Source organism: Acidobacteriota bacterium, from assembly GCA_016184105.1.
In the GTDB taxonomy this organism is placed as follows: domain Bacteria; phylum Acidobacteriota; class Vicinamibacteria; order Vicinamibacterales; family 2-12-FULL-66-21; genus JACPDI01.
In genome coordinates, this window is the sequence record JACPDI010000040.1 from 207,392 (window position 1) to 233,208 (window position 25,817).

General features: G+C 67.5%; 27 protein-coding genes. 11 read left to right on the forward strand and 16 right to left on the reverse strand.

Annotation, left to right across the window (positions count from 1 at the left end; all coding sequences use genetic code 11):
• Nucleotides 1-22 precede the first annotated feature (22 nt).
• The 7 genes from HYU53_15000 (at nt 23) to HYU53_15030 (ending at nt 9,631) form a co-directional block, all read left to right on the forward strand.
• Complete coding sequence (locus HYU53_15000; protein MBI2222502.1) at nt 23-1,414, forward strand: sigma-54-dependent Fis family transcriptional regulator; 1,392 nt, start codon at nt 23-25, stop codon at nt 1,412-1,414.
• 129 nt (nt 1,415-1,543) lie between these two features.
• Nucleotides 1,544-1,933 carry a proteinase inhibitor I78 gene (locus HYU53_15005; protein MBI2222503.1) on the forward strand — a complete coding sequence of 130 codons (390 nt, stop codon included), beginning with the start codon at nt 1,544-1,546 and terminating at the stop codon, nt 1,931-1,933.
• Between the two features lie 96 nt (nt 1,934-2,029).
• On the forward strand, nt 2,030-3,544 hold the full coding sequence (locus tag HYU53_15010; GenBank protein ID MBI2222504.1) for an SBBP repeat-containing protein: 1,515 nt from the start codon (nt 2,030-2,032) through the stop codon (nt 3,542-3,544).
• Between the two features lie 99 nt (nt 3,545-3,643).
• On the forward strand, nt 3,644-4,411 hold the full coding sequence (locus tag HYU53_15015; protein MBI2222505.1) for a Crp/Fnr family transcriptional regulator: 768 nt from the start codon (nt 3,644-3,646) through the stop codon (nt 4,409-4,411).
• Nucleotides 4,412-4,639: 228 nt separating this feature from the next.
• On the forward strand, nt 4,640-6,127 hold the full coding sequence (locus HYU53_15020) for a radical SAM protein (protein MBI2222506.1): 1,488 nt from the start codon (nt 4,640-4,642) through the stop codon (nt 6,125-6,127).
• A 342-nt stretch (nt 6,128-6,469) separates the two neighbouring features.
• Nucleotides 6,470-7,903, forward strand: coding sequence for an ABC transporter substrate-binding protein (locus HYU53_15025; GenBank protein ID MBI2222507.1), 1,434 nt, complete (start codon nt 6,470-6,472; stop codon nt 7,901-7,903).
• Nucleotides 7,904-9,631 carry a sensor histidine kinase gene (locus HYU53_15030; protein MBI2222508.1) on the forward strand — a complete coding sequence of 576 codons (1,728 nt, stop codon included), beginning with the start codon at nt 7,904-7,906 and terminating at the stop codon, nt 9,629-9,631.
• A 53-nt stretch (nt 9,632-9,684) separates the two neighbouring features.
• Here HYU53_15030 and HYU53_15035 read toward each other — a convergent pair whose 3' ends face one another.
• On the reverse strand, nt 9,685-9,984 hold the full coding sequence (locus tag HYU53_15035; protein MBI2222509.1) for an HU family DNA-binding protein: 300 nt from the start codon (nt 9,982-9,984) through the stop codon (nt 9,685-9,687).
• 184 nt (nt 9,985-10,168) lie between these two features.
• Here HYU53_15035 and queF point away from each other — a divergent pair, with 184 nt between their 5' ends.
• Nucleotides 10,169-10,525: an NADPH-dependent 7-cyano-7-deazaguanine reductase QueF gene (queF, locus tag HYU53_15040; protein MBI2222510.1), complete on the forward strand. Its 357-nt coding sequence runs from the start codon at nt 10,169-10,171 to the stop codon at nt 10,523-10,525.
• A complete protein-coding gene (locus HYU53_15045; protein ID MBI2222511.1) occupies nt 10,515-10,787 on the forward strand; it encodes a Smr/MutS family protein in 273 nt (90 codons plus the stop codon). Before queF ends, HYU53_15045 begins: the two co-directional genes overlap by 11 nt.
• A 61-nt stretch (nt 10,788-10,848) precedes the next feature.
• Here HYU53_15045 and HYU53_15050 read toward each other — a convergent pair whose 3' ends face one another.
• The 15 genes from HYU53_15050 to HYU53_15120 all read right to left on the reverse strand — a co-directional run bounded on the left by HYU53_15050 (nt 10,849) and on the right by HYU53_15120 (nt 23,609).
• Nucleotides 10,849-11,556, reverse strand: coding sequence for an isoprenylcysteine carboxyl methyltransferase (locus HYU53_15050; GenBank protein ID MBI2222512.1), 708 nt, complete (start codon nt 11,554-11,556; stop codon nt 10,849-10,851).
• A 5-nt stretch (nt 11,557-11,561) separates the two neighbouring features.
• Complete coding sequence (locus HYU53_15055) at nt 11,562-12,893, reverse strand: hypothetical protein (GenBank protein MBI2222513.1); 1,332 nt, start codon at nt 12,891-12,893, stop codon at nt 11,562-11,564.
• Nucleotides 12,890-13,318 carry a DUF192 domain-containing protein gene (locus HYU53_15060; protein MBI2222514.1) on the reverse strand — a complete coding sequence of 143 codons (429 nt, stop codon included), beginning with the start codon at nt 13,316-13,318 and terminating at the stop codon, nt 12,890-12,892. The genes HYU53_15055 and HYU53_15060 overlap by 4 nt, the downstream gene beginning before the upstream one ends.
• Nucleotides 13,315-14,241, reverse strand: a complete 927-nt coding sequence (locus HYU53_15065) for a type II secretion system F family protein (protein ID MBI2222515.1) — start codon at nt 14,239-14,241, stop codon at nt 13,315-13,317. The genes HYU53_15060 and HYU53_15065 overlap by 4 nt, the downstream gene beginning before the upstream one ends.
• A 1-nt stretch (nt 14,242) precedes the next feature.
• Entirely contained in the window at nt 14,243-15,220 is a 978-nt protein-coding gene (locus HYU53_15070; protein ID MBI2222516.1) for a type II secretion system F family protein, read from the reverse strand.
• The gene (locus tag HYU53_15075) at nt 15,220-16,563 is read right to left on the reverse strand and encodes a CpaF family protein (protein ID MBI2222517.1); all 1,344 of its coding nucleotides are present in this window, start codon (nt 16,561-16,563) and stop codon (nt 15,220-15,222) included. Before HYU53_15075 ends, HYU53_15070 begins: the two co-directional genes overlap by 1 nt.
• Entirely contained in the window at nt 16,564-17,745 is a 1,182-nt protein-coding gene (locus HYU53_15080; protein ID MBI2222518.1) for an AAA family ATPase, read from the reverse strand.
• Nucleotides 17,746-17,813: 68 nt separating this feature from the next.
• Nucleotides 17,814-18,989 carry a hypothetical protein gene (locus tag HYU53_15085; GenBank protein ID MBI2222519.1) on the reverse strand — a complete coding sequence of 392 codons (1,176 nt, stop codon included), beginning with the start codon at nt 18,987-18,989 and terminating at the stop codon, nt 17,814-17,816.
• Between the two features lie 22 nt (nt 18,990-19,011).
• Complete coding sequence (locus HYU53_15090) at nt 19,012-21,006, reverse strand: pilus assembly protein N-terminal domain-containing protein (protein ID MBI2222520.1); 1,995 nt, start codon at nt 21,004-21,006, stop codon at nt 19,012-19,014.
• Between the two features lie 13 nt (nt 21,007-21,019).
• Nucleotides 21,020-21,877 (reverse strand): Flp pilus assembly protein CpaB, encoded by an 858-nt coding sequence (cpaB, locus tag HYU53_15095; GenBank protein ID MBI2222521.1) that lies wholly within the window; start codon nt 21,875-21,877, stop codon nt 21,020-21,022.
• Between the two features lie 64 nt (nt 21,878-21,941).
• Nucleotides 21,942-22,421 carry a pilus assembly protein gene (locus tag HYU53_15100; GenBank protein MBI2222522.1) on the reverse strand — a complete coding sequence of 160 codons (480 nt, stop codon included), beginning with the start codon at nt 22,419-22,421 and terminating at the stop codon, nt 21,942-21,944.
• Nucleotides 22,418-22,897, reverse strand: coding sequence for a prepilin peptidase (locus HYU53_15105; protein ID MBI2222523.1), 480 nt, complete (start codon nt 22,895-22,897; stop codon nt 22,418-22,420). The genes HYU53_15100 and HYU53_15105 overlap by 4 nt, the downstream gene beginning before the upstream one ends.
• A 1-nt stretch (nt 22,898) precedes the next feature.
• A complete protein-coding gene (locus HYU53_15110) occupies nt 22,899-23,045 on the reverse strand; it encodes a Flp family type IVb pilin (protein ID MBI2222524.1) in 147 nt (48 codons plus the stop codon).
• A 132-nt stretch (nt 23,046-23,177) separates the two neighbouring features.
• Nucleotides 23,178-23,351 carry a Flp family type IVb pilin gene (locus tag HYU53_15115; protein MBI2222525.1) on the reverse strand — a complete coding sequence of 58 codons (174 nt, stop codon included), beginning with the start codon at nt 23,349-23,351 and terminating at the stop codon, nt 23,178-23,180.
• Between the two features lie 63 nt (nt 23,352-23,414).
• A complete protein-coding gene (locus HYU53_15120; GenBank protein MBI2222526.1) occupies nt 23,415-23,609 on the reverse strand; it encodes a Flp family type IVb pilin in 195 nt (64 codons plus the stop codon).
• Between the two features lie 457 nt (nt 23,610-24,066).
• Between HYU53_15120 and HYU53_15125 the strand changes: the two genes are divergently transcribed.
• A complete protein-coding gene (locus tag HYU53_15125) occupies nt 24,067-24,339 on the forward strand; it encodes a hypothetical protein (protein MBI2222527.1) in 273 nt (90 codons plus the stop codon).
• Nucleotides 24,340-25,817, forward strand: a 1,478-nt coding sequence (locus tag HYU53_15130) for a hypothetical protein (GenBank protein MBI2222528.1), incomplete at its 3' end; no start/stop codon positions are given.

Below are 25,817 nucleotides of genomic sequence, written 5' to 3' on the forward strand. Positions count from 1 at the left end.
GTGCCTTGTGTAGAATTCCCCCGTGACCCCCCGCCCCAGGAATGTCCTCATCGTTGCGCGCGACGAGTCGATGCGGAACCGGATCGCCGTCGCGCTGCGGCCGGATTTCCGGTCCACCCATGCCGTGAGCGGCGAGGCCGCGCTGCCGCTGATGCAGCACGAGCAGGTGGACGTGGCGCTGGTGGACGTGGACCTGGGGGGCATCAGCGGGCTGGAGCTGCTGCGGATCATCCGCGAGAACTTCAACCTCACCGAAGTGCTGATGATCTCGGCGATCCGCGACGTGGACGTGATCGTCCAGGCCATCAAGGGAGGCGCGTTCCACTACATCACCGAGGACTTCAGCCCCGAGGGACTTCGCTCGCTGGTCCGGCACGCCTGCGAGCGGCAGGAGCTGAACCGCCAGGTCCTCGCGCTGAGCGCGCAGGTGGCAGACCAGACCGAGCTGGACTTCGTGGTCGGCAACAGCCAGCCGATGAAGGACATCGTCGACCTGGTGCACAAGGTGGCGAAGCTCTCGGCGACGGTGCTGGTGCTCGGCGAGAGCGGCACGGGCAAGGAGCTGATCGCGCGGCTGCTGCACCGAGAGTCGGAGCGATCGGAAGGGCCGTTCATCCCCGTGAACCTGGCGGCGATCCCCTCCGAGCTGGTGGAGAGCACGCTCTTCGGCCACGAGAGGGGGGCGTTCACGGGCGCGGCGCGGCAGCAACTCGGAAAATTCGAGCTTGCCGCGGGCGGCACCCTGTTTCTCGACGAGATTGGCGACCTCAGGCTCGACCTGCAAGCCAAGCTGCTGCGCGCCATCCAGGAGGAAGAGATCGAGCGCGTGGGAGGCGCGAAGCCGATCCGCACCGATTTCCGGCTGATTGTCGCCACCAACACGGATTTGCAGAAGGCCGTCAAGGACGGGCGGTTCCGCGAGGACCTCTTTTTCCGCATCAACGTGATCCCCATGAAGATCCCGCCGCTGCGCGAGCGGCTCGAGGATGTGCCGGTGCTCGCGCGGTTTTTCTTCGAGCACTTCAAGGCGAAGTACCACCGGCCGGTCGAGGGGATCGCCGAGTCAACGCTGCGCGTGCTCTCCACGTACTGGTGGCCGGGGAACGTGCGCGAGCTCCAGAATCTGATCGAGCGGCTCGTCGCCGTGTCCGACAAGGACTGGATCACCGACGACGACCTGCCGCTGGAGTATCACTTCGCCAAGCTGGACACCAACAAGCGGGCGGCGAACATCACGTTGTTCCAGGAAGCGTGCGATACCTTCGAGCGCAACTACATCATCCGCGCGCTCGAGCGGAACGATTGGAACGTGACCGCCACGGCCAAGTACCTCGGCCTGCCTCTGAGCACGTTGAAGTTCAAGATGGGCAAGCTCGAGATTCGCGAGCTGGCCCGGAAGATCCGCGGGGGCTAGTCTCGCTCGCGTTCCGGAGATCCTCATCCTCCCGCGAGTGTCCACTAGCCGACAGTTCAACGAACGCGCTCGTGATCCGTGCTAGATTCGGCCAATGCCAGCTGCCCACCTGTTTTCGTGGAGTGCTAGATGCATTGCCGTACGGTCTTACTGGCTAGTGTGCTCGCCGCAAGTTATTTGACGGGCGCGTGTCGCGAAGCGACACCGTCGTCCCCCTCCCCGCTGACTGAAGGAGGACCCTCACAGCAAGAGGCCTCACAGTCCGGGCCGATTCCATCGCCTCCGTCCCCCAATCCCGCGGATCCGCCCGCCACGGGCGGTTGTGATGACAGGAAGGCGCAATGGGCGGTCGCCCAGCCGGCAAGCGATGAACTGCTGGAGCGCGCGCGTGTGGCCGCTGGTGCGGCAGCGGCGCGATTCCTCCGCCCCGATCAGCCCGTCACGATGGAATATCTCGGCTCGCGGTTGAACCTGACGCTCGACGCGCGGGATGTCGTGCGCTCGGTCACCTGCGGGTAGGCCAGCGTCTCACCCGGGAACAGTTGCAGCACCCCACCCGATGGATCGGTGACAGGCGAAGCCTGCGCCCCCAACGAAATCAACTGGAGAATTCTGATGAGCGAATCAAGAGACACGTTCGGCCGCGCCGGCGCGATCCTGCTGGCCGCGGCGATGCTGGTGTGCCCGGCACGGGCGGCCCGCGCGCAGCTCACACCGCCGCCCGCCGGCGAGCCAACGCCCTGCATGGACCACGGCATGAATATCACCTTCGCGACCGCCGTCGGCGTGGACAACCGCGGCTACACGTACGTGACGGGCGGCAAGAGATTGAACGACGAGGCATCGGGCGCCTCGCGTGGTTCCGCATTTGTGACGATCAAATATTCCCCGGACGGTGACGAGGTGTGGTCCCGATCGCATCAGGACGCGTTCGGGTGCTTCGATCACGCCCGGGCGCTCGCGACCGACCGTGCCGGGAATGTCTACGTGACCGGAACCGTGTGGCTCGCCGGGAACAATTCTGCCGGCTCATCCGTCGATCAGCCGAGGCGGGCGTACGCGACGATCAAGTACGACGCGAACGGGACGCTCCAGTGGGCGGCCCGCTATCTCATCGACGGAGACCAGAAGAACGAGCCGCTCGCGATCGCTCTCGACCACCATGGAGGCGTCTACGTCACGGGACAGAGTTACGGCGGCCAGGGCACCCCGCGCCTCGCGATCGCAACGGTCAAGTACGACGTTGAAAGCGGCGAGCAGCTATGGGCGGCCCGCTATACCGGCGACCGGGGGGTCCTGGGCGTCAGCGGCATGACGTTCAGCGCCGGTGCTCTGTATGTGGCCGCCACGACCTGCGCGCAAGTCACCGCGAGAGGAAACTGCTCGGACTTTGCGTACGAGGCGCTGAGCTACGACACGTCCGGCGCGTTGCAGTGGACGGCGCGGTATCAGAACGGTGCCGGTTTCGCGAGCTGGGCGACCGGCCTGGCGGCCGACCGGGCGGGCAACCTCTACGTGACCGGGGCCAGCTGCTCTACGCCTTACTCCTTCGACGATGAAGGCGATGTCGCGCGTGCCGGATGCGACGAGGCGGATTACGCGACCGTCAAGATCAGCGCGAGCGGCACAACGAGCTGGATCGCCCGGTATCACGGCGCTTCATCGGGGAACTACGTGCCTCAGGCGATCGCCGTCGACGAGGGAGGAAATGTGTACGTGAGCGGGTCCGGCGCGCGCGAGGATCAGGGTTTTCACACGATTGCGTACGACCGGAACGGCCGGCAGTCGTGGGCTGCGGTGTTCGAGGGCACGTCATACGCGGCGCCCAGGGCGATAGCCGTGGATTCCCGCGGCCGGGCGTATGTCGCAGGTCTGGTGGTCCGTGGATTCAACGGGCATTTCGCGCTGGTCGCCTACGACAGCCGCGGGAGCCAACTCTGGAACCACCAGGTCCAGGGACCCGATCGCACGAGAGACTGGACGGCGGCTGCCGCGGCGATTGACAGGCAGGGGCGTCTCCGGGTGACCGGCGGCACGATGGACATACTGGATTGGGGTGTTGTCAATTCCTGGTACCTCACGAACATGTACACCGCTGACGGCGATCTTCTCTGGACACGCGACTTCTAGTCGCAGTCCGCATCAACGGGTTTCGTGTGCCCCGCCGCGAGCCCTCGCCCGCGGGTTCGCGACGGGGCCGTCACTGACCGGCCGAACCAGGAGAACAACATGGACAGGCGCGCCACGCGCGACAGCGTGGCCGGGGTGAGCAGCAAGACGTCCGCGAAGCCGGTGCCGACCTTCGCGGCAAACCTGCTGCTGGCGACGCTCCAGAGCGAGGAACGTGATCGGCTGGCGGCCAAGATGGACTGCGTGGAGTTCTCGCCGGGTCAGATCCTGTGCGACGCCGGCGACGGGTCGCCTTACACGTATTTCCCGACAAGCGGGCTCACATCAATCCTCGCGGTGACGCCCGGCGGCGATGCCGTCGGGCTCGCCGCTGTCGGCAACGAAGGCGCGATTGGATGGCCTCTGACGTTTTCTGGCCGGGAGCCGGCGTGCCGGGTTGTCGCGGAGGTGACGGGAAGGGCGCACCGGATCCGATCCGACGCTCTGCGCGCTGCCTCCACGCGACGAGGCGCTCTTCAGAGCGTGCTGCTGGCCCACACGCAGCACGTCATGGCGCAGATCTCCCAGTCTGTCGTCTGTCAGCGGTTCCACACCGCGCCCGAACGACTGGCGCGCTGGCTTCTGGCCGTGTGCGATCACACGCGCTCCAACCGGCTCAGGCTGACGCAGGTGGGCATTGCTCGCGTGCTGGGAATCCATCGTACTGGCGTCACGGCCGCGGCTTCTGAGCTGAAGCTGGCGGGCGTGATCTGGTATCAGCACGGGCGCGTCGTCATACTCAACCGGAAGCGACTGGAGCGAGAGGCGTGTGACTGCTACCGGGCACACGCGCCGATTCGAGATTCCACCCTGCTGTCGCCGCTCTGAGCTCTGATCAAAGGCAATCTCTTACCCACCGGCCAACCGGTTGCCCGCGCGCGCGCGCGGCTGCTGCCTGCCTCCGCCGTACATGACACGCCGGATCTGCCGTCTTTCCTGACGTTTTCCACCTTCGGGCTTACTGGAACATCGGTTGCAGAATTTTTCGGCACGTGAACGCGCGCTCCCCGCGCCTTCTCGCTTCCTGGCTTTCCTCTCTTCGAAGAGCCCGACGCTATGCAGCCATCGATGTTCAACGTCCAGGTGCCTCTGTCCGACGGCCCCGGCGTGTTCCTGATGAACACGTTCTCGGATGCGCAGGCGATCGTGCCGGGCGAGGTCGCCGCCCTGCTCGATCGCCTCGGGGAGGTGGACGTCGCGACGCTGCCGTTCGACGAGCGGCAGGCGCTGCACGAACTGGCCGAGAACGGCTTCGTGGTCGAGGATCGAGCGCGGGAACTCCGGGCGGTTGAGGCGTACTTTCGCGAGGTGCGCGAGTCCTCCGACGTGCTCCGGGTCACGGTCCTCACCACCTTGCAGTGCAATTTCGCGTGCGGCTACTGCTACCAGGGAGATCACGGCGACTGGAACCGGTTTGCCGAGACGATGTCGCTCGAGACGGCGGCGCAGGTGGCCGGCTGGATCGAGCGGCGGCTGGACGCCGTGCGGCCGAGGAAATTCGCGCTGATGTTTTTCGGCGGGGAGCCGCTGCTGAATCTGCCGGCGGCCTATGACCTGGCGGAGCGGACGAGCGCGGCCGCGCGCGCGCGCGGCGTGGAGATGACGATCAGCCTCATCACCAACGGCCTGCTGCTCACGCGCGCGATCGTCGAGCGGTTGCTCCCCCACGGCCTGACCGGCATCAAGGTCACGCTCGACGGCGACCGTGACACGCACAACCGCCTGCGCCCGCTCCGCGGCGGCCAGGGCACGTTCGACCGCATCGTCCGCAACGTGCGCGAGGTGGCTGACCTCTGTTCGATCTCCATCGGCGGCAACTTCGACGAGGAGTCGGTGGACAGCTATCCGGCGCTGCTCGAGTTCCTGCGCGGGCAGGACTTCGCCGGGCGCATCGCGAAGGTGGCGTTCAAACCGATCGTCCGCTCCCCGAGTGTCGCGGCGCAGGCTCCGGGAAGGCCGGGGCAGGCGTCGACAGGCGCCAGGGCGCCGAAGGGGTTCATCCCGCTCACGCCGGTGGGCGCGTCGGGCAGGCCGGGCGATGCGGGCAGGCCGCTCGGGGGCACCTGCATGACGGTGGCCGGGACCGGCGCCGCGAAGGGATGCGACGGCTGCAACCTGCTCGACGAGAAGACGTCGTGGCTGCGCGAAGAGACGAAGCGCCACGGGTTCCGCACGGTGGACGGCGTGCACATGGGGCCGTGCGACATCCACCGCAACGAGTCGCACACCATCGGGCCCGATGGTTCGCTCTACGCGTGCCCCGGCTTCACCGGCGATCGCCGCCAGTCGGTGGGGCACATCGACGGCCGACAGGACGGCTCGCACGCGCGGACCTCATCGGCATTCGAGCGGCTCGCGGCGTGGAAGGAGTGCCGCGACTGCGCGTTCATCCCGGTGTGCGCCGGCGGGTGCACCGTCGCGGCGCACGCGGAGTTCGGCGACATCAACAAGCCGAACTGTCACAAGAAGAGTTTCGAGGAGGGCGTCGCCGCCATGGCGCGCGAAGCGGCATCCACGGTGCTGGCGCCAGCCCTGGCAAGTTAACCCGTACCCCAACCGCGCCCTCGAGGGAGGGCGCACTCAACAACCGCTCCCGAACCGGAGCAGGAGGCCGCAATGTCGAAGATCATCATCGTCAAGAAGAGCAACAGCAAGACCGCGCCGCAGCCGTGCCCGTTCATGATTGACGTGCCAGAAGAAGTGAGGAAGTAGTCGGCGCCTGCCGCTTTACACACGCTAGGCGGAAGGAGCATTCTTAGAGAGTCTCCTTCCTTGTTTTCCTTTCTTCGACTGGGCTCGCGTCCGCCTCGCTTTTTGCAGCTACCCTTCGCCCGGCTGCGGTCGACGCGATCCGCAGGCGCGTTTGTGGCTGTACTTGCCTGCTGCGTGCTGGCCCACGTCCTTTCGGCCGGCGCGCAACAACCCGTTACGGTGCGGATAGGCTTGTCCATTCCCACTGGGCGTTCGGCTCGGATTGGCGTCATTCCCGCCGCCGAAGCACTCCGTTCAGAGTCGCTGCTCACCGTCTCCTCAAACGGCCGGATTGGACCTGGCATGGCCCAGTCGTGGGTCCGCTCGTTAGACCCTCGTGGGTGGCTTTTCACGCTTGCACCTGGCATTCGCTTTCACGACGACAGACCCGGGACAGCAGCTTCTCTGATCCCGTTACTTCGCGCGGCGCTCAGCGATCCGGATGAGCTGCGTCTCCATCCGACTTTCCAGGAAATCGAAGACATTGTTGCGGTCGACGCACAAAGATTCCTTCTGCACATCCGGAGTGCAAGACTGTCGCTGCTCGAAGATTTGGCACAAGTGAATCTCGGCGAAGGAACTGAGGGAGCGGCGGCTGGTGCATTCCGCGTCGGTCCCGTGAACAACGACGGATTCACGGCTCACGTCTTCGACCACTACTATCGCGGGCGGCCCCGCATTGATGCTGTCAGGTTCACGACGTTTCGGTCGCAGCGCGCTACATGGGCCGCGATGATGCGCGGAGAAATCGACGCGCAATACGACGTCGGCAGAGAAGCTGTGGAGTTCCTGGAACGGGACTCGCGAGTAAGGGTCTATCCGTTTCTGCGGCCGTACCTCGCGACACTATTCTTCAACGTCAAGACGCCGCACTTGACAGACAAGCGGGTACGGCGAGCGCTTAATCGTATTGTCGACCGTGAATCGATTGTCAGGTTTGCGTATCGAGGTCGTGGGCGAGTCGCCGACGGGCCATTGTCACCGGAACATTGGAGGGTCAAGGGGCTTCGCCTCTCGCTGCCGGACAGCGCGGACACGCCAGCGCCACTCGACACGTTGCGACCGGGCTCCGCTGCGCGACTGCGGTTTCGCTGTCTTGTCCCGGCGAATCTCGAAACACAACCTTTCGAGCGATTGGCTCTCATGCTTCAGAAGCAGTTCGTCGATAGTGGCATCGACATGCAACTGGAGCTCGTCGCTCCGCAAGAGTTTCTTGAGCGGCTCTCGACCGGCCGTTTCGAAACCGCTTTATTTGAATTCCTCGCACAAACTCCGAGCTGGGTGTATGGCTTTTGGCGCTCGCCCTCGCGTGGATCGGAGCCCTGGATCCGTCACGGTTACTCCGGCGCGGACCGCGAGCTTGACGCGATGCACCTGGCGGAAACTGAAGAGGACCTCAAGCGCGCGATTGCGGATGTGTACCGCCGGATGGCCGATGATCCGCCTGCGATCTTCATCGCCTGGCCGCAGGCGGCGCGCGCGGTGAGCAGGCGCTTCGAGGTTCCGGTCGAGAAGGGCGCGGATATCATGGGCAGCAACCTGCGCCTCTGGCGCCCCGCCGGCAGGTAAATGCGCGGGATCACCGCCAAGCTCATTCTCCTCCTCATGACGGCGGCCGTCGTGCCGCTCGTCCTGTTCGCGCTGGTGTCCATCAACTCGCTGCGCAACGGCACCCGCGAGTCGGTCATCGAGGGGAACCTGAACGTGGCGACGAGGGCGGCCGAGCAGATCAGCGCGTATGTCGCCAACAGCATCGCGGTCCTGCGCGCGATCGGCGCCGAGCTGAACGGCACGCGCCTCAACCCCTGGCAGCAGGACCGCGTCGCCAAGAACTTCGTCCTCGAATTTCCCGAGTTCCGCGAGATCAGCTTCTTCGCGCCGGACGGGACGGTCATCGCCACCAGCCGCATCGGCGCACCCGGCCTGAAGCCGCCCGCGGCGGCCAGCGCCCGCGACGTCCGCGTGGCGCCGATTGCCATCGACGAGGACCTCCTGCCGACGACGACAATCGCCGTGCCGATGCCGCCGAGCGCGGACGCTCCTGGCGGCTGGATCGTCGGCGAGCTGCGGCTCGAGGAGCTGTGGCGCATGGTGGACCGCATCCGGGTCGGCCACCACGGCTACGCCGCGCTGCTGTCCTCGGACGGACGCCTCGTGGCGCACGGCGATCCGAACCAGAAGCGCCACATCGCGCGCGGCGAGCTGCTGCCCGCGCACGAGGTCGCCGCGGCGCTGCGCGCGGGACGCCCGGCGTCGGCCAGCTACACGGACGAGGACGGCCGGTCCAGGCTCGCCACCGGCGCGCTGGTCCGTCCGTACGACTGGGCGGTCATCGTCGAGCAGCCGCACGACGAGGCGTTTGCGATCGCGCACCGCGTGGAGCGCCAGCTGCTCGGCGCCATCATCGCCGCGCTGGCGATCACGATCATCGTGGGCACGGGCTGGAGCCGCTCGTTCATCCGGCGCATCTTCGCGCTCAGGCGCGGCACGGAGGCGCTCGCGGCCGGCCGGCTCAACGCGCGTGTCTCGATCAGCGGCCGCGACGAGTTCAGGCAGCTCGGCGACGCGTTCAACGCGATGGCCGACCGCCTCGCCGAGCTGCAGGAGTCGCTGCTGCGGCAGGAACGGCAGGCGACGTTCGGGCGCGTGGCCGCAGGCCTCGTCCACGATCTGTCGCACCCGGTGCAGAACATCGCCAACGGCTGCAAGCTGCTCTTCATGTCGTGGGACGACATGGAGTTCCGATCGCTGTTCCGCACGACCGTCGAGCGCGAGACGCAGGCGGTCAAGGACGTCCTCGAGGATCTCAAGAACATCGCGCGGCCGATTCCGCTCGAGCGCACGCCGATGGATTTGAACGCCCACGCCCGTACGGTCGCCGACGGCATGCGCGGGGCCGCCAGCGAGGCAGGCCTGACGCTCGAGGTGGAGCTCGCGCCCGAGCCGCTGCCGGCGCAGGCGAACGAGTACGCGCTCGGACGCGTCTATCGCAACCTGATTGAAAACGCGATCCAGGCCACTCCTCCCGGCGGCACGATCGTCGTCAGCAGCGAGCGCGAGAACGGGCGCGGGCGCATTCACGTGTCCGACACCGGCACGGGAATTCCGGCGGAGCGGCTGAACACGATCTTCGAGGATTTCTTCACGACGAAGAACCGTGGGCTGGGGCTGGGGCTGGCGATTTCGCGCCGTCTGGTCGAGCAGTTGGGAGGAGTGATCAGCGTCCGCAGCGAGACCGGACGCGGAACGATTTTCACGGTGGAACTGCCGCTCGAACCGGACGCGGGAACCGGATAAGGCGACGCGCCGGAGGGCATGGCGCCTCCGGCGCGATCTTCTCGATCCGAACGCTACTTGCGCGGCAGGACCGCGTCTTTCAGCTGCTTCGCGATACGCGCCTTGACGACGGTCTTGGCGGGAATCTTGATCTGCTCGCCGGTCGCGGGGTTGCGGCCCATGCGCGCCTTGCGCTTCTGCACGACGAGCTTCACCATCCCGGGCAGCACGAACTCGCCGGAACGCTTGAGCTCTTTCTCCGCGAGCGCCATCATCTCGTCGAAGAACTCGCGCGCCTGGGCGCGCTTCATGTCGAACCGCTCGGCAAAGTGCGCGAACAGTTCTGATTTGCCCATCCTCCGGGCGTCGGCCATATCGAACTCCCCCTTACAAACGGCGCGCTGAATTTGATCCCCGCAGCACGGCCGCGCGCGCCGCCGGCTGTGCAGAGAAGAAGTCGATCTGTGAAATCCGCCGTATCCTAGCGCGCAAAGTTTGAAGGTGTCAATCGCCGACCCTTGAAAAACAGGCCTGAAATGCGGATGGTACAATGTCCGGATGGCGCCCCCCGCACTCGAGACGTTCCCGAATCCCCAGCCGGGACGTGATTACGAGATTGACATCCGGTGCCCGGAATTCACGTCGATGTGCCCCAGGACGGGCCTGCCCGACTTCGGCGAGATCCGGATCACCTACGTGCCCGGCGCGCGCTGCCTCGAGTTGAAGGCCCTGAAGTACTACCTGCTCGAGTTCAGGAACAAGGGCATCTTCTACGAGGCGGCCACCAACGCGATCCTCGACGACCTGGTGGCCGCGTGCGCGCCGCGGCGCATGACGGTCACCGGCGACTTCACACCGCGCGGCGGCATCAAGACGACCGTCACGGTGAAATACGAGCTGGCCTCTGGCCTCTGACAACGTGCACGAAGTCCCTATCGAAGACTCGATCGACCTCCACTCATTCCGGCCCGAGGACATTCCGTCGGTCGTCGAGGAGTACCTCCACGCGGCGCATGGGAAGGGCTTCAGGGAAGTCAGGTTGATTCACGGCAGGGGCGTCGGCGTGCAGCGGGCGGCCGTGCAGCGGCTGCTTCGCGGCCATCCGCTGGTGGAGGCGTTCCACGACGCGCCGGAGTCGCAGCTGGGCGCGACCGTCGTGAAGATACGAAGGAAATAAGTGGGACAGTCACACTTTCCTCGGCCGCTGCTTCGGAAAGTGTGACTGTCACACTTATTTTCTAGAACACGCCCGGCAGCACCCTCCACCTCACCCGCCGCTGGTACGCGACGTAGGACGGATCGAGGGCGAGCGTGCGTTCCTCCTGGATCGCACGGACCAGCAGCGCCAGGTCGGCGGCGGCCATCAGTGACAGGTTCCACACCGTGGCGTGCGCGGCAAGAAAGCCGACGTGCGTGAGGAGGTAGCCCGCGTAGATCGGGTGGCGTACGAGCCTGTAGAGCCCGCCGCTGACCACCCCGCGGTTGGCCGGCATCAGGCCGAAGCTCCTGCCGAGCGACAGCTTGCCGGCAATCACAATCGACAGGCCGATTGCCGAGAACGCCGCGGTCGCGGCGTCGGGCAGCAGGCCGGCGCTCGGGGCCGGCCGCATGAGGGGCGGTCCGGCGAGCGACAGCGCCGTGAGCAGGCGCGCGCGCCAGCTGCGGTCGATCCACGCGGCGGATCGGCGGAACAGCGTCAGGATGACCACGAGCGCCTCGCCGGTGACGAGCAGCAACCCCGTCAGCCGCCCGGTCCGGCTGAAATCCATCAGGATGGCCACCACGAAGAGCGTGAAGAGCGCGACCACGACCGCGCGGCCGGCGAAATCAGCGAGCCGGTCGCTGCGGCGGCGGGCCGGCGACGGCGCGATCTGCTCGCGACGACGGGACACGGCGGCTCCATTGCCATCGAGCCAGCGGCCGATGGCGCGGGCTGGAGCGGTCATGAACGTCACGCCATGCCTTCCTTGTTCGCGCGCTCGCTTTTCTGTTCGTCGAGGAAGTAGCTCTCGCAGGCCGCGTCCAGCAGCTCGCGGGTGATGACAGGCTCGCGCCCCTGGAAGCGGCACATGTCGAGCACCTGCTCGATGATGTCGCGCGGGTGGCACGCCCGCATCTGCAGCCCGCGCGGCTGGTAGTAGCGCCGCGTGAGGTACTCGACGAACGCGGGGTCGTACTGGAGGTGCCGCTTCCGGCAGTTCAGCTCGAAGATGCGGCTGAACTCGTCGAGCGTCGGGTTCTTCGCGTAGATCTTGTACGGGATGCGGCGGAGGAACGCCTCGTCCGCGAGGGACTCCGGCTTCAGGTTGGTCGCGAAGATGATCAGCACGTCGAACGGGATCTCGAACTTGCGTCCCGTGTGCAGCGTGAGGAAGTCCACGCGGCTCTCGAGCGGCACGATCCACCGGTTCAGCAGGTCGCGGGCCGGCACGCGCTGGCGGCCGAAGTCGTCGACGACGAACACGCCGCAGTTCGACTTCCACTGGATCGACGCCTCGTAGAACTTCGCGATGTGGTTGAAGCTCAGGTCGAGCATGTCGAGCGTCAGCTCGCCGCCGACCACGACCACGGGCCGCTCGATCAGCTCCCAGCGGCGATCGTGGCTGACGTTGGACGCCAGGAGCCAGCTGGCGTCACCCTTCGAGGCGACGCGCTGGTGGTTCACCGGGTCGAACATGGTGATGATCTGGCCGTCCACGTCGATCGCGTTCGGCACGTAGACCTGTCCACCGAGGGAGCGTCCGAGCCCCTGCGCGAGCACGGTCTTGCCGTTTCCCGGCGGGCCGTACAGGAAGATCGACTTGTTGGAGTTGGCGGCCGGCCCGAGCTGCTCGAACATGTCCGGGTTGACGATGAGGCCGTCGAACCCCGAGCCGATCCGCTGCCGGTCCATGTAGCCGCGCGACGCGGCCTGCGCGCGGACGTAGTCGTTGTACTGGGCGAGCGGCACCGGCGCCGGGCCGATGTAGCTGCACATGTCCATGAACCGCAGGGCGCGCTCCCGCCCGAGGTCGGTCTGCGCGTACTTGTAGCCGGCGGTGCCGGCGCCGCCGGCCCCCTTCACCTCGATCAGCTTCTCGGCGCGCGCGTGCTCGATGACCGGCTCGATCAGCGCGTAGGGCAGCCGCAGGCGCTCGGCGAGGCCGCTCCCGCTCACCTCGCCGCCGACCATCGTCTTCACGACCAGTTCGAGGATGTGTTCCGCCTTCAACCCCGAGGCGGCGAGCGTCGCCGGGGGCGCCGGCACCGGCGCGGCGGGTTTATCGGCCACGGCAACACTCATGACGCTCTCCGCTCATCGCTGCGGGCGGCGGCATCCGCCCGGTCGAACGAAATCCGGTGACCGAGCCGCGTGCGCGACATGCGCACCGTTCCTGCCGGCAGCTCCAGCACGCCAAGCGTGCCGGGCCGCGGCAAGCGGAGACGCCACGGCCGGAGGTCCGTGACGACGTCGACGACGACGCCTCGCGCGTCGAGCGCAACCACGTCGATCGCGAAGCGCATTCCGCAGGTATGCACGCCGCGGCTCGGCACGATCCAGAGCGCATCGCCAGGCGCGAGCGCGTCGCGGCCCATCAGGCCGCGGCGTCGCGCCGACCGGGTGGCGGCGATTTCCAGGCTCTGCGCGAGCAGCAGACCGGAGTCCGTGTTGCGCACGAAGAAGCCGGTATCGCCGGGCGAAGCACTCCGCAGCAGGTCAGGGGTCATCGGCCTGTGTTGTCGATGATCGGGAACAGGACCTGCACGAACTTGATGGCGGCCGGGCCGATGGTCACGACCCAGATCGCCGGGAAGATACAGAACACGAGCGGGAACACCATCTTGACGCCGGTCTTCGCGGCGGCCTCCTCGGCGCGCTGCCGGCGCTTGGTGCGCATGGTGTCCGAGTGCACGCGCAGCGACTGCGCGACGCTGGTGCCGAACTTGTCGGTCTGGATCAGCATCGTGACCAGGGAGCTCAGGTCGTCCACGCCCGTGCGATCCGCGAGGTTGCGGAGCGCCTCGGCGCGCGGCTTGCCGGCGCGCAGCTCGAGGTTGATCAGCCGCAGCTCGTCGGCCAGATCGGGGTAGGCGAACGCCAGCTCCTGCGCGACGCGCGCGATGGCCTGGTCGAGGCCGAGGCCCGCCTCCACGCTGACGACCATCAGGTCGAGCGCGTCGGCGAGCGACAGCCGGATCCGGTGCTGCCGCCGCTTGGCGATGCGCGCCAGCGCCATGCCGGGCAGCAGCCAGCCCACGCCGGCGCCGCCGATGGCCAGCGCGACGTTCGGGCGCCCGACGATCGGCGAGGAGAGCACCGCGAACACGACGAGCGAGAAGGCCACGCGGATGCCGAAGAACACCGTGAGCGCCTCGTCGCGGCGGAAGCCCGCCTGCACGAGGCGCAGCCGCAGCGTGCCCATCTCGCGCGGCGATCTCGGCGCCTTTTCGCCGAGGCGCTTGAGCGCGCCCACCAGCGACTTGAAGCGCGGACGGCGCTCCTCCGGCCTTTCGTGGAACGACGCGATCTCCTCGAGGCGCCGGTCGATCGCCACCGCGGCGCCGCCGCTGCGCCCCAGCACCGCCATCGCGGTGAAGCCGATCAGCACGGTGCCGATGAGGAAGACGAGGATCGGAATCAGCATCGACACGTCACACCTCGATCTTGATGACCTGGCGGATCCAGAAATAGCCGATCGTCTGCATCACCGCCGCGCCGATGAGCATGGTCTGGCCCATGCGCTCGCGGAAGAGCAGGTTCATGTGATCGGGGTTGATGAACGAGAGCGCGACGGCCAGGCCGATCGGCAGGCCGAGCAGCACGTAGCCGGTGAAACGGCCGTGCGCCGTGTACACGCGCACCTGCCGCAGGATCTTGAACCGCTCGCGCACCACGTGCGCGAGATTCTCGAGGATCTCGGCGAGGTTGCCGCCGGTGTCCCGCTGGATCAGCACGGCGGTCGCGAAGAACTTCACGTCCAGCAGCGGCACGCGGTGGGTGAGGTTCTCGAGCGCGTCCTTCATGGGCAGGCCGAAGTTCTGCTCGTCGAATGTCTTGCGGAACTCGGGGCCGACGGGATCTTCCAGCTCGTCGGCGGCCATCTTCAGGCCGCTCGCGAAGGCGTGACCCGCCTTGAGCGCGCGGCTGATGAGGTCGAGCGCCTCCGGGAACTGCTCTTCGAACTTCCGCAGGCGCGCGACGCGCTTCTGGCGCAGCACGACGAACGGGAGCGCAAAGCCGGCCGCGGCTCCGATCGGGAGCGTCGCCGCGTTGTGCAGCACCACGATCGAGGACACGGCGCCGAGCGAGGCCAGGGCGAATCCGGTCAGGATGACGCCGCTGGCGCTCGCCTTCCTCATGCCCGACTGCTCGATCCACCGGCTGAACGCGTTCCCTCTCGCGCTCTGGCCGATCAGGCGGTCGAGGCCGGGCATCGGCCCTTCCTTGATCGCCTTGATCAGTTCGGGCTTGGCGGCCTTCTCGTCCTCGTCGTAGCCCTGGAGCTGGGCGAGGCGCTCTTCCATGCGCTTCTCAGCCATCGCCTCGGGCATCTTCATGAACAGGTAGTACCCGAGCAGCGCGAGCCCCGCGCCGAACAGGAAGATGAGGAGCAGCAGCAGGACGTTCATCACTTCACCTCGGTAATGCCTTCGAACATGTTCGGCGGCAGGTGGACGCCGGACGCCTTGAGGCGCTCGCAGACCTTGGGCCGCACGCCGGTCGCGCGGAACCGCCCGATCACCTTGCCGTCCTGGGTGATCCCCAGCTTCTCGAATACGTAGATGTCCTGCATCGTGATCACGTCGCCTTCCATGCCCGTGATCTCGGAGATGCTCGTGATCTTGCGGGTGCCGTCGCTCATGCGGGCCCCCTGCACGACCACCTGGATGGCCGACGCGATCTGCTGCCGCATCGAGCGCTCCGGCAGGTTCATCCCGGCCATGGAGATCATGGTCTCGATACGCGACAGCGCGTCGCGCGGCGTGTTGGCGTGGACGGTCGTCAGCGATCCATCGTGGCCGGTGTTCATCGCCTGCAGCATGTCGAGCGCTTCCTCGCCGCGGACCTCGCCGATGACGATGCGGTCGGGGCGCATGCGAAGCGCGTTGATGACGAGCTGGCGCTGGCGCACGGCCCCCTTGCCCTCGACGTTCGGCGGCCGGGTCTCCAGCCGCGCGACGTGCTCCTGGTGGAGCTGCAATTCCGCCGCGTCCTCGATCGTCACGATGCGCTCGCGCTCCGAGATGAAGCTCGAGAGGATGTTGAGCAGCGTCGTCTTGCCGGAGCCGGTGCCGCCGCTGATGATGATGTTGAGGCGCGAGCGGACGCAGTGCTCGAGGAACTCGAGCATGGGGCGCGTGATCGCGCGCAGCGTCACCAGGTTTTCCGCCTGCAGGCGCTCGGCCGGAAAGCGGCGGATCGAGAGCAGCGGGCCGTCGACGGCGAGCGGCGGGATGATCGCGTTGACGCGCGAGCCGTCCGGCAGGCGCGCGTCCACCATCGGCGAGCTGTCGTCCACGCGGCGGCCGACGGCGCTGACGATGCGGTCGATGACGCGCATCAGGTGCTTGTCGTCCTGGAAGCCGGTGGCGAGCCGCTCGAGCTTGCCGCCGCGCTCGACGTACACCTGGTTGTAGGTGTTCACCAGGATGTCGGTGACCGTCGGGTCGCGCATGATCGGCTCGAGCGGGCCGAAGCCGAACACCTCGTCGAGGACGTCGCCGAGGATCGCGTCGCGCTCGCCCATGCTGAGCGGCATGTTCTCTTCGGCAATCAGCTCGAAGAGCAGCGACCTGATCTCCCCCTCGGCGCGCGCGCGATCGGCGGTGGCCAGCGCCTCGAGATTCAGCCGGTTGAGCAGCTTCCGGTGGACGTTCGCCTTCAGTTCGATGTACTGCGGGCGGTGCGTCGGCGCCGGGGGACGAGGCGCCCCTGGCGCGGATGGCGAGCTGACGGAGTTGATGGACGACATTTACAGAATCCCCAGGAACCGCGCCTTCTTCACCGGTTCCGCCTGTTGCTGTTCAAGGCCCACGAGCTGCCGCGTGAACGCACCGAACTGCTCGGCAATCTCCGAGTTGTCGGTCATCGACAGCGGCACGCCGGAATTGAGCGCGGTCGCCACGGTGCGGTAGTCGCTCGCGAACGAGTGGTGAATCGAGTAGCCGAGCGCCGTTTCGATCTGCTTGGGCGCGATCATGTGCTGGTCGGTGACCCGGTTCAGCAGGATGCGCACCCGCTCGCTGCCCGCGCCGAGCTGCCGGACGCGTTCGACGAGGCGTTGCGCGTTGCGGATCGAGGGGACGTCGGGGTTGGCGACCAGGAAGATCGTGTCGGCGGCATACAGCGCCGCGATCGAGATCGCGTTGATGGTGTTGCCGGCGTCGATGACCACGTAGTCGTACACCTTGGTCAGCACCCGCAGCAGCTCCTCGATCGGCGCGGCATCGCCCGCGTTCGGCCGGTCGAACTGCTCCGAGCCGGCGAGGATGTCGAGCCCGGACTTGTGCCTGGCCGCCAGCTCCTTCAGGAAGTCCTTGTCCAGACGGTGCAGGTTCTCGATCGCGTCGAGGATCGTGAAGCGCGGCCGCACCCCCAGGAACAGCGCCACCTCGCCGAGCGACTGCTTGAAGTCCACGACGATCGTGGACCGCTTGGTCAGGCGCATCAGCTCGACGGCCGTGTTCACCGCCACCGTCGTCGTCCCGCAGCCCCCTTTCGCGCCGAGGAACACGTGGGTGACGCACGCCTGCTTGCCCGCGCCGACGGTGGCCTCCCGGCGCGCGGCGGTGCGGCGGACGGCCCCCTGAAACGCCTCCTGCATCGAGCGCGCCGCGGGCGTGTTGAAGTCGGTGGGCCAGGCGAAAAACTCGTTCGCCCCGGCGCGCATCGCCTGGAGGATCCGTTCAGGCTCGGCGGCGGCGGCGACGGCGAAAATGGCCAGCGCCGGCGTGCCGGCGCGCAGCCGCTCGATCGCCGCCATGCCGGACGACGTGTCGTAGCGGATGTCCACGACGGCGACGTCCGGATGGGACGTCGTGCCGGCGCGCTCTTCGATGATGCCGACGGGAACTCCGCCGGCCCGCAGCAGGGTCGATGCCTGCCTGCGGAACTCGTCGTCGGACGAGACGATCAGTGCAGCGAGTTGTGCCATGGCTTTGCGGCCCTCCGGAGCCGCGTGGCCAACGATCTGTTGCGACGTCCGCGTGTGTCTACATCCGGTTACTTGACGATGCGGATCGCGTACGGAAACGCGTTCTTCGGCGCCGGTCCCCCCGACGATCCCGAGCCGCCGCCGATCGGCGTGATGTAGGCGATCACGTCGTTGCCAACCATGCCGGCGACGAACACGCCGAGGAAATTCGCGACCTTGAAGTCCGCGTAGCGCCCTTCTCTCTTCCCCCGTGCGAAGTACTCCGGGTCGTACAGCGGGATCGGCCGGACGCGCGGGCTGATGGGGAACGCGCTGTTCTGCACGCACTGGCAGCCCTCGTTCCAGACCGCGTTCGGATCCTTGGCGACGAGATCCTCGATCCCCTGTTTGGTCGGGCCCACCATGTTGCCCGGCTCGACCGTGATCGGCTGGTCCCACTCAAACTCCGCGTGGGCACAGCTCGCGATCGCGGCGCGGTATTCGTCCGCACCGCGCGGATAACCGGGGATGACGATCGGGTTGTAGATGCTCGGCGACACCTGCGTGTCGTTGCTCGCCTTCAGGATGACCTTCGTGCCACGGTCGAGAACGGGGTCGTAGCCGGTGTAGTTGTCCTCGGTCGCGGGGATGTAAACATCGGCCGGGTTGAGCGGAGCCCCCTTGTTGGTGAACATCTCGAACGTGCTCGTCATCGAGTTGAACGGCGGGCTCGTCTTCTCGTCCCAGCGATCGGGAATCATGAACGGCAGGACGCAATCCATCGCGTCGGCCGGCGAGGCTTCCGCGGTTGCCGTTGCGGCGATATCGGACGTGGAGGTCCCGAAGATCCTCGCGATGAACAGACCGACCGGGTTGGAGCGCGCGGAGGTCCGGTGCGCGGTCACCTTGACGCGGTTCATCTCCCCGAAGGAGCCCTCCTCGAAGGTGACGTCGCCTTGCGACGGGTCGACCGACACCTCCACGCTCATGACGAGGTTGGCCTTCGCGCGCGCCACCGCGTTGGTGACCGCCGGGCCGGTCAGCGATCGATCGTCGTAATCGTCGAAGGCCAGGGCGGTGGCGCCGGCGTGCGCGCCGGCGTCCGCCGCGTTCTGCGCTTCGGCCCGGGCCGCCATCAGCATGCCGACGTCAATCGCCAGCATCGAGGCTGCGACGAATCCCAGGAACCCGACCCCGACGAACACGAGCGACATCCCGCGCTCGTTGCGATACAGGTTCCGCCCGGACACGTGCCTGCTCCGCATGATCAGCCTCCCCAGGCCCCCTTCAGGGGATCGGCCTGGTATTGGGCGCGGCGCGGACGACCGCTTCGTACGCACTCTGCGCCTCCTTCAGCTTCGCTTCGGCCTCGGCAAGCGCCTTCTGCCGCTTGGCCTCTTCGGCGGCGAGCTTCTTCTGCTGCTCCTCCGCCTTCTTGCGGTCCTCTTCGGCCTTCTTCCGGTCCTCGGCCGCCTTCCTCGCCACCGTGGCGTCGCGCTTCGCCTGCTCGCTCGCGGCCGCTTCGAGCTTCTTCTTGTCCTCTTCGGCCTTCTTCAGCGCGGCGCGCGCTTCCTCTTCCTGCTGCTTCTTCTGTTCGGCCGCGGCGCGGGCGGCGGCCTTTTCCGCCTCCGCCTGGCGCTTCGCCTCGAGGGCGCGCTGCTCCTGCTCGCGCTTGCGCGCCTCCTCGATCTGCTTCAGCTCTTTCTTCGACGGGGCCCTGGCCTGCGGCGCGGCCGCGGCGGGCGTTTCCGCCTTCTGCACCGGCGCGGGCGATACCGGCTGCGTGGCGCGCTGCGGCTGCTGCGGCGGGGCGCTCACCGCGGGCTGCTGCGCGGGCGCCTGCTTCGGCTGAACCGACACCTCGCTCCCCGGCTGCGATGCGCCGTAGCGCGGCGAGTTGGTATACGCCGGCGGCGGCGCGATCGTCTTGTTGGGAGGGCCGATGAAGGGCGCAACCATGTTCGGCAGACCCTCGGACACGCCGTGCGATCCGCGGCGAACGATGTAGGGGGTGATCATCACGACCAGCTCGGTCTGGTTCTTCTGGTGCGCCCGGCTGCGGAACAGCAGCCCGAGGATCGGGATGTCACCGATGCCGGGAACCTTCGACATCGACTGGTTCAGCGTGTTGTTCAGCAATCCGGCGATGGCGAAGGTCTGGCCGTTCTGCAGCTCGACTTCCGTCTCCGTGCGGCGGGTCGAGAGCGCCGGCACGCGGAACCCTTCGAGCGTGATCGCGTTGCTGAAGTCCAGGGCGCTCACTTCCGGCCGGACCTTCAGACGCACCATCTCGTCGCCGAGAATCGTGGGCGTGAAGTTCAGGCGGACGCCGAACTCCTTGAACATGATCGAGATCGCGACGGCGCCCGAGGTGGGCGTCGCCACGGGGTACGGATACTCGCCTCCGGCGAGGAAGCTGGCTTCCTTGCCGTCAACCGCGATCAGGTTCGGCTCCGCGAGGCTCTGGAACAGGCCCTTGTTCGACAGCGCCTTCATGACGGCGCCGATGCCTTCCTTCGCGTTGAACACGAACAGGTTCAGGAAGTCGCTGAAGAGCAGCTTGCCGTCCTCGAAGTCGGGGCCCGGGAACTGCCCGGTGCCGGCGCGGCCGAACCACTCCGACTCGTAGTTGTTGGCGAAGTAGCTCGCGCCCAGCTCCTGCAGCGCGCTGCGGCTGACTTCCGCGAAGCGCACGCGCAGCATGACCTGGTTCGACGCGATGCCTTCCTGCATCTTCAGCAGGTTGACGACGTTCTCTTTCTTCTCGGCGTAGGCGATCGCCACTTCCGCCGCCTTCTCGACGACGTACGGCGTGGACACCTTGCCGGAGAGGACGACGTCCTTGCCGCTGCCGGTGACCGAGATCGGCTCGCCGGGGAACAGCTGGCGCAGCTGGTTGGAGAGCACGCTCAGGTCGCGGCGCACCGTGACCTCGAACGTGCGAATCGCGCCGGTCTTCTCCCAGACGAACAGCGAGATCGTGCCCGGCGCCTTGCCGTGGATCAGGATCTGCTGCGGTGCGGTCACGAGCGCGTCGGCGACGTCGGGGACCGTCAGCGACACGCGCGAAATCGCGGCGCCGACGTTGAGCACGGTCGATCGGCCGACGAGCAGGTCGATGACGCTGGTGGAGGCCGCCGGAGCGGGCCTGCCGTCGCTCGAGTACGAAACGCTCTGGACCTGCGCCTGCGGCGCGGCGACCAGGATGATGATGATGAAAACCGGCAGCGCGACCTGGAAGGCCCGCGGCCGCATGCGCGTCAATGACATGAACATGCTCATGGCGGACCTCCTCTCAGCGAATGACTTCGTTTGTACGTTTATCCCCGCGGATGACCTCGACGGTCGGCGCGGGGGCCTCGGTGACGACGGGGGCGACCGGTCGCGGCGCGCGCGGGCGCGCGCTGGCGACGAGCACCGACTTCGCGGGTGTCTGCGCCGGCGCCGCGCCCATCAGCGCGGACGTCTTGATGCCCGTGGTGTCGGGCGCGCCCTGATCGAGCGGGTTGCGCAGCGCGAGCTGCACTCTCCCCTCGGTGCTCGCCAGCGCCAGGCGCTCGGACTGCTCCGGCGTGACGAGCAACGTCACGACGTTGACCTGCACCGGCTTGCCGTCCTTCCTGTCCTGCTCGAGGCGCGTGCCGGCGGTCAGCACCGGGATGTTCGTGAGGACGACCTTCGTGGTCGTGTCCTGGGCCTGCTGGGTCGGGCTCGCGGTGGCGAGCACGTCCACGTGGGTGCCGGGCAGCACGTACCCGGCGACGCCGATGACCTCGTTGACGCGCACCGACACGGCACGCATGCCAGGCGGAATCACCGGCGGCAGGCCGGCGCCCGCGTCCTTGGCCGCGAGCTTGCCCGGCAGGATGGGCTCGTTGCGCACGATGGGGGACACCACGCCGCGGCCGATCAACTCGCTCGGGCTCGCGAACGCGCCCTCGGGCGCCTGTCCTTTCGGCCACTGCACGATCCGCAGGTCGTCCGCCTTGATCTCGGTGGCGAGCTGCAGATCAGCGGCCGCGACGACCACCGGCTGCGTCGGCGTGGTCACGGTCCGCACCGGCGCGCTCTGCATGTAGTTGTAGGTGGCGTAGGCGAGACCGCCTCCTGCGGTCACCGCCAGCGCCAGAACGGCGAAGATTCGGTTGCGCATTGCTTCTCCTCACGGGGTGCCCGTTGCAAGGCCTCCCGTGAACCTCCAGGCTCCTGTTTGCGGTTTACGACCCTTCCTTACGCATGGCAGCTGTCGCCTTCATCTCCAGTGAGTTGTCAACGCCAGAGCCTCCGCCGAGCAGCTGGGTGATCGGCTGAAGCACGATGAATTGAAACGGATACGTCACGGTGACGGTCGAGACCGGCACCGTCCCGACCATGGCATCCTGGACGGCGACGTACGCCTCGCACGGCGCGGCGTCGATGCACTGGTCCAGGCCGCCGTTCTTCATGTACTGCGCCACGAGGCTCTTCGCCGTCGCCGGATCCGAGTTCGGCGTCACGGAATACCGCGCCCCCTCGCGGGCGGCGTTGGTCAGCACCTGCTTGTACTGGTAGGCGCGCCCGAACTCGAAAATGCCGACCGCGATCGCGAGCAGCATCGGGATGGCGAAGGCGGCCTCGAGCAGGGCCGCGCCGCGTTCCCTCTTCCGTCGATCGGCGTGTTGCGGCTGCGGATTCAGCGCCATGGTCGTCACCCTCACCGTCCGAGCCAGGCGGCCAGCAACGCGCCGGCCGCAATCGCGGGCCCGTACGAAAACTTGTTGTGCGCCCCGGCGGACCCGATGTCCTGCCGCGCGATGATGCGGCCGGTCCCGCCGATCGTGGCCGCCAGCCGGCCTCGGCGGGCGGCGATGACAACCGCGAGGGCGCCGCCCGCGATTGCCGTGCAAACGAAGGCGAGGGGCATGCGCTCGACCCCGAGCACCGCGCCCACCGCCGCCATCAGCTTTACGTCCCCGGCGCCGGTGGCGCCGAGCAGCCGGCCCGGCAGCATCAGCAGCAGGCCGACGAGAAACCCGAGCATCGACGAGGCGATCGAAATGCCGCTCCACCCCGCCGCCGCCAGCGCGATCCCGAGCGCCGCGGTCGCCGCGGACACCACGTTCGGGATGCGTCGCGTGCGGATATCGATCGCCGCCGCGGTGCCGGCCCCGGCCATCACGGCCAGGAGCATCACGTCAGAAGCTGCTGGCAATGGTCTTCCAGAACACGTTGTTGATGGTCTCGCCCACCTTCGTGACACCGGCCACGGCCACGATCGCGATGAGCGCCATGAGCAACGCGTACTCGAGCAGGTCCTGGCCGTGCTCCTCGCGCGAGGACACCCGCGAGCCGAGTCGACGTATCACCAGCAGCAACCGGCGCATGACGGCCTCCTCCGGGGGGAAAGACGTGGCGGAGCCAGGCGCTGGAAGGCATCCGCTCCCAGGACCCGGCATCCGCCGGATTGGGCTTGGTTACGCCGCTTTCGCGAGCTCGGCGGCGATCTTCGTGAAGATGTCGTTCACGCTGGTCCCGGCGGCCGTGACGGCGACAACGGCGACCAGCGCGATCAGCGCCACGAGGAGCGCGTACTCGAGCAGGTCCTGGCCTTCGTCATCACGAACGAACGATTTCAGGTACGTCAACATGGAGCCTCCAGCGCAGCCCGGCTGCGCGATGGGGCGCGCGTTCACGCGCCCCGGACACGATGGTTACGCGGCCTTCGCGAGCTCGGCGGCGATCTTCGTGAAGATGTCGTTCACGCTCGTGCCGGCGGCGGTGACGGCGACGACGGCGACCAGCGCGATCAGCGCCACGAGAAGCGCGTACTCGAGCAGGTCCTGGCCTTCGTCATTGCGGACAATCGACTTCACGATGTTCATCAGGCGGTTCATGGAGCCTCCCATGCACGCATCGCGGGGCGCGATGCGGCGTGTGAATGCGCGGCGCTTGGCCGCAAGTTGCTGAACGACCGCGGCGTCGCAGGCCGCGTCACGCCGCGGCCAAATCGCAACGGCTGTGCCACGGGTGTGTCGCGGACCGGTGTGCACAGGCCAAGTGCTTGCGGCCATTCGACATCGAAGCGCCTGATAGCTCCGCGCACACCCCGCACACGGCACTTTCCCGGGCTCGGGGGCAGGGGCCGAGTGATCACATTCGTAACTGGCCGCGCTAAATTTGTGCGGCCCGCGCGGGGGGCGCCGGCGGGCCTCGAGGTGCTGAACTGTGCAGCGGCACAAAAATCATTGAAAATAAAGGCTCTTTCCGCCCTTCATTCGAGGAGGCGATTACAGGTACGTCGCTTGCGTCGGACCCCGGCGACGCAGCCTGTGAAGCAGCGAACGTGCGGAGAGATTCCAATCAATGGTCAAGGGAGCACGTGAATCGGCAACGTCCGCACTCAGCCTCGGCCTCGTGCTGGCTGTCCTCGTCTCGTTCGATCCACGCGTGCGCGTGAGATTCCGGAGCCTGTTCGACGATTCAGGCGGCGGAGTGCTCTCCCCGCTGAGCGACCGGCTCAGCGATCTGGGGAGCGTGCTCTGGGTCGCCGCACGTGACCAGAGCATCGAGAACGCCCCGTTCGTGATCTTCTCGGTCGTGGGCGTGATGCTCGTGGTGTTCATGTTGAGGAGCTGAGTGTCGCTCGTTCTTGCGATCGAGCCTGACCCCCGTCAGGCCGCGATCCTCAAGCGCGTGGTGCACGAGCGCGCCCACGCGGACATTGCCGTCGTCGATTCGAAGGACGCGGCGATTGCCGCGATCGGCGCGCGTGTGCCCGAACTGATTCTCGTCACCGCGCTGTTGTCGCCGCGCGACGAGGAGGAGCTCGTCGCGCACCTGCGGACGCTGGACGAGGCAGACCACCTTCAGACGATTACCATCCCCCTGCTCGCGACAGCCGGCGTCGCCGGCGGCGGTGACGAGGAGGGCGGGTTCTTCAGGAAAGCGTTTCGTCGCAAGAAGACAGAGAGCGCCGGCGTCGGCTGCGACCCGTGGGCCTTCGCGGACCAGGTGACCGGCTATCTTCGGGCCGCCAACGAGGCCCGCGCCGCGCGCCTGATGGAACGCGCGTACGAGCGGGCGCACCCATCGCCGATTTCCGCCGATCCCGTCGAAGCGGCGCCGGTGGAATATCCGGCGCAATCCTTCGAACCCGCCGCTTCGAGTATCGAGATTGCGGCGCCCGTGTTCGAACCGCACGTGGCGGACGTGCCGGCCACGATACCGCCCGCCACGCCGGATGTGGCGGAAGCGCACGGCGAGCACGCCGCGCCGGAGACGGCGGAGGCGAGCCCGGCCGAGCAGAAGCTCACGGATCCCGAGTACGCCTTCAGCTGGCGATCGTCAAAGCCCGAACCTGCCAAGAAGCACAAGAAGTCCGAGCGGAAGGACGCGCATCGCCATCACACGCCGGCGCCGCCGGTGGTCCGTTCGGCGAAGGCCGCACCGGAACCGCCCGCGCCGAAGCCGGAACCCGTCGTCACTCCGGCACCGCCGATCCCGGAACCCGTCGTCGAGACACCCGCGCCCGCGGTGGCGGCGTCCGAGCCGATTGCGATCCCGGAGCCGCCTGCGAAGCCGAAACCGGTCGTGAAGCCCGAGCCGATCGTGGCGAAGCCCGAGCCCGTCGTCGCCAAACCGGAGCCCGTCGTCGTCAAGCCCGAGCCTGTCGTCGCCGAGGCGAGGCCTGTGGCTCCGACGCCTCCTCCGGCCAAAGCGGCCGAGCCGGTCACGCTGCCGGGGGTCGTGCTGCCGTTCAAAGAAAGGGAACCGGAGCCGGCAGCGACAGCCGCGGCCAAGCCGGCCAAGCCGGCGAGGGCCGCCAAGGTCCTCCAGGCTCTCGGATTCGGGAAAGCTCGCGAGCCGGAAACGTCCCGCGCCCCCGCAATAGTCCTGCGGCCGCTGAAGCGGCTGCCTGCGCTCGCCATGTGGGCGCGACTGAACGACGAGGCGGAGCGCATTGAGGAATCTCAGGTCGCGCCGCCGCAGGTGCTGCATGCCCGTCACGAAGATGACGACGTCGCGGCGCTGATCGGAGGCCTCCGGGTGCCCAGTCACGTGCTGGCGGTTTCCTACCCGCGGCGTCCGTACATTCATCGGGTTCGTTCGGCGGC

Bases quoted from the DNA above. Each gene is read 5' to 3' on its own strand.
- HYU53_15005 (MBI2222503.1), top strand. From the start codon at position 1,544: ATGCATTGCCGTACGGTCTTACTGGCTAGTGTGCTCGCCGCAAGTTAT.
- HYU53_15010 (MBI2222504.1), top strand. From the start codon at position 2,030: ATGAGCGAATCAAGAGACACGTTCGGCCGCGCCGGCGCGATCCTGCTG.
- HYU53_15015 (MBI2222505.1), top strand. From the start codon at position 3,644: ATGGACAGGCGCGCCACGCGCGACAGCGTGGCCGGGGTGAGCAGCAAG.
- HYU53_15020 (MBI2222506.1), top strand. From the start codon at position 4,640: ATGCAGCCATCGATGTTCAACGTCCAGGTGCCTCTGTCCGACGGCCCC.
- HYU53_15030 (MBI2222508.1), top strand. From the start codon at position 7,904: ATGCGCGGGATCACCGCCAAGCTCATTCTCCTCCTCATGACGGCGGCC.
- HYU53_15035 (MBI2222509.1), bottom strand. From the start codon at position 9,984: ATGGCCGACGCCCGGAGGATGGGCAAATCAGAACTGTTCGCGCACTTT.
- queF (MBI2222510.1), top strand. From the start codon at position 10,169: ATGGCGCCCCCCGCACTCGAGACGTTCCCGAATCCCCAGCCGGGACGT.
- HYU53_15050 (MBI2222512.1), bottom strand. From the start codon at position 11,556: ATGACCGCTCCAGCCCGCGCCATCGGCCGCTGGCTCGATGGCAATGGA.
- HYU53_15055 (MBI2222513.1), bottom strand. From the start codon at position 12,893: ATGAGTGTTGCCGTGGCCGATAAACCCGCCGCGCCGGTGCCGGCGCCC.
- HYU53_15060 (MBI2222514.1), bottom strand. From the start codon at position 13,318: ATGACCCCTGACCTGCTGCGGAGTGCTTCGCCCGGCGATACCGGCTTC.
- HYU53_15070 (MBI2222516.1), bottom strand. From the start codon at position 15,220: ATGAACGTCCTGCTGCTGCTCCTCATCTTCCTGTTCGGCGCGGGGCTC.
- HYU53_15075 (MBI2222517.1), bottom strand. From the start codon at position 16,563: ATGTCGTCCATCAACTCCGTCAGCTCGCCATCCGCGCCAGGGGCGCCT.
- HYU53_15080 (MBI2222518.1), bottom strand. From the start codon at position 17,745: ATGGCACAACTCGCTGCACTGATCGTCTCGTCCGACGACGAGTTCCGC.
- HYU53_15085 (MBI2222519.1), bottom strand. From the start codon at position 18,989: ATGCGGAGCAGGCACGTGTCCGGGCGGAACCTGTATCGCAACGAGCGC.
- HYU53_15090 (MBI2222520.1), bottom strand. From the start codon at position 21,006: ATGAGCATGTTCATGTCATTGACGCGCATGCGGCCGCGGGCCTTCCAG.
- cpaB (MBI2222521.1), bottom strand. From the start codon at position 21,877: ATGCGCAACCGAATCTTCGCCGTTCTGGCGCTGGCGGTGACCGCAGGA.
- HYU53_15115 (MBI2222525.1), bottom strand. From the start codon at position 23,351: ATGTTGACGTACCTGAAATCGTTCGTTCGTGATGACGAAGGCCAGGAC.
- HYU53_15120 (MBI2222526.1), bottom strand. From the start codon at position 23,609: ATGGGAGGCTCCATGAACCGCCTGATGAACATCGTGAAGTCGATTGTC.
- HYU53_15125 (MBI2222527.1), top strand. From the start codon at position 24,067: ATGGTCAAGGGAGCACGTGAATCGGCAACGTCCGCACTCAGCCTCGGC.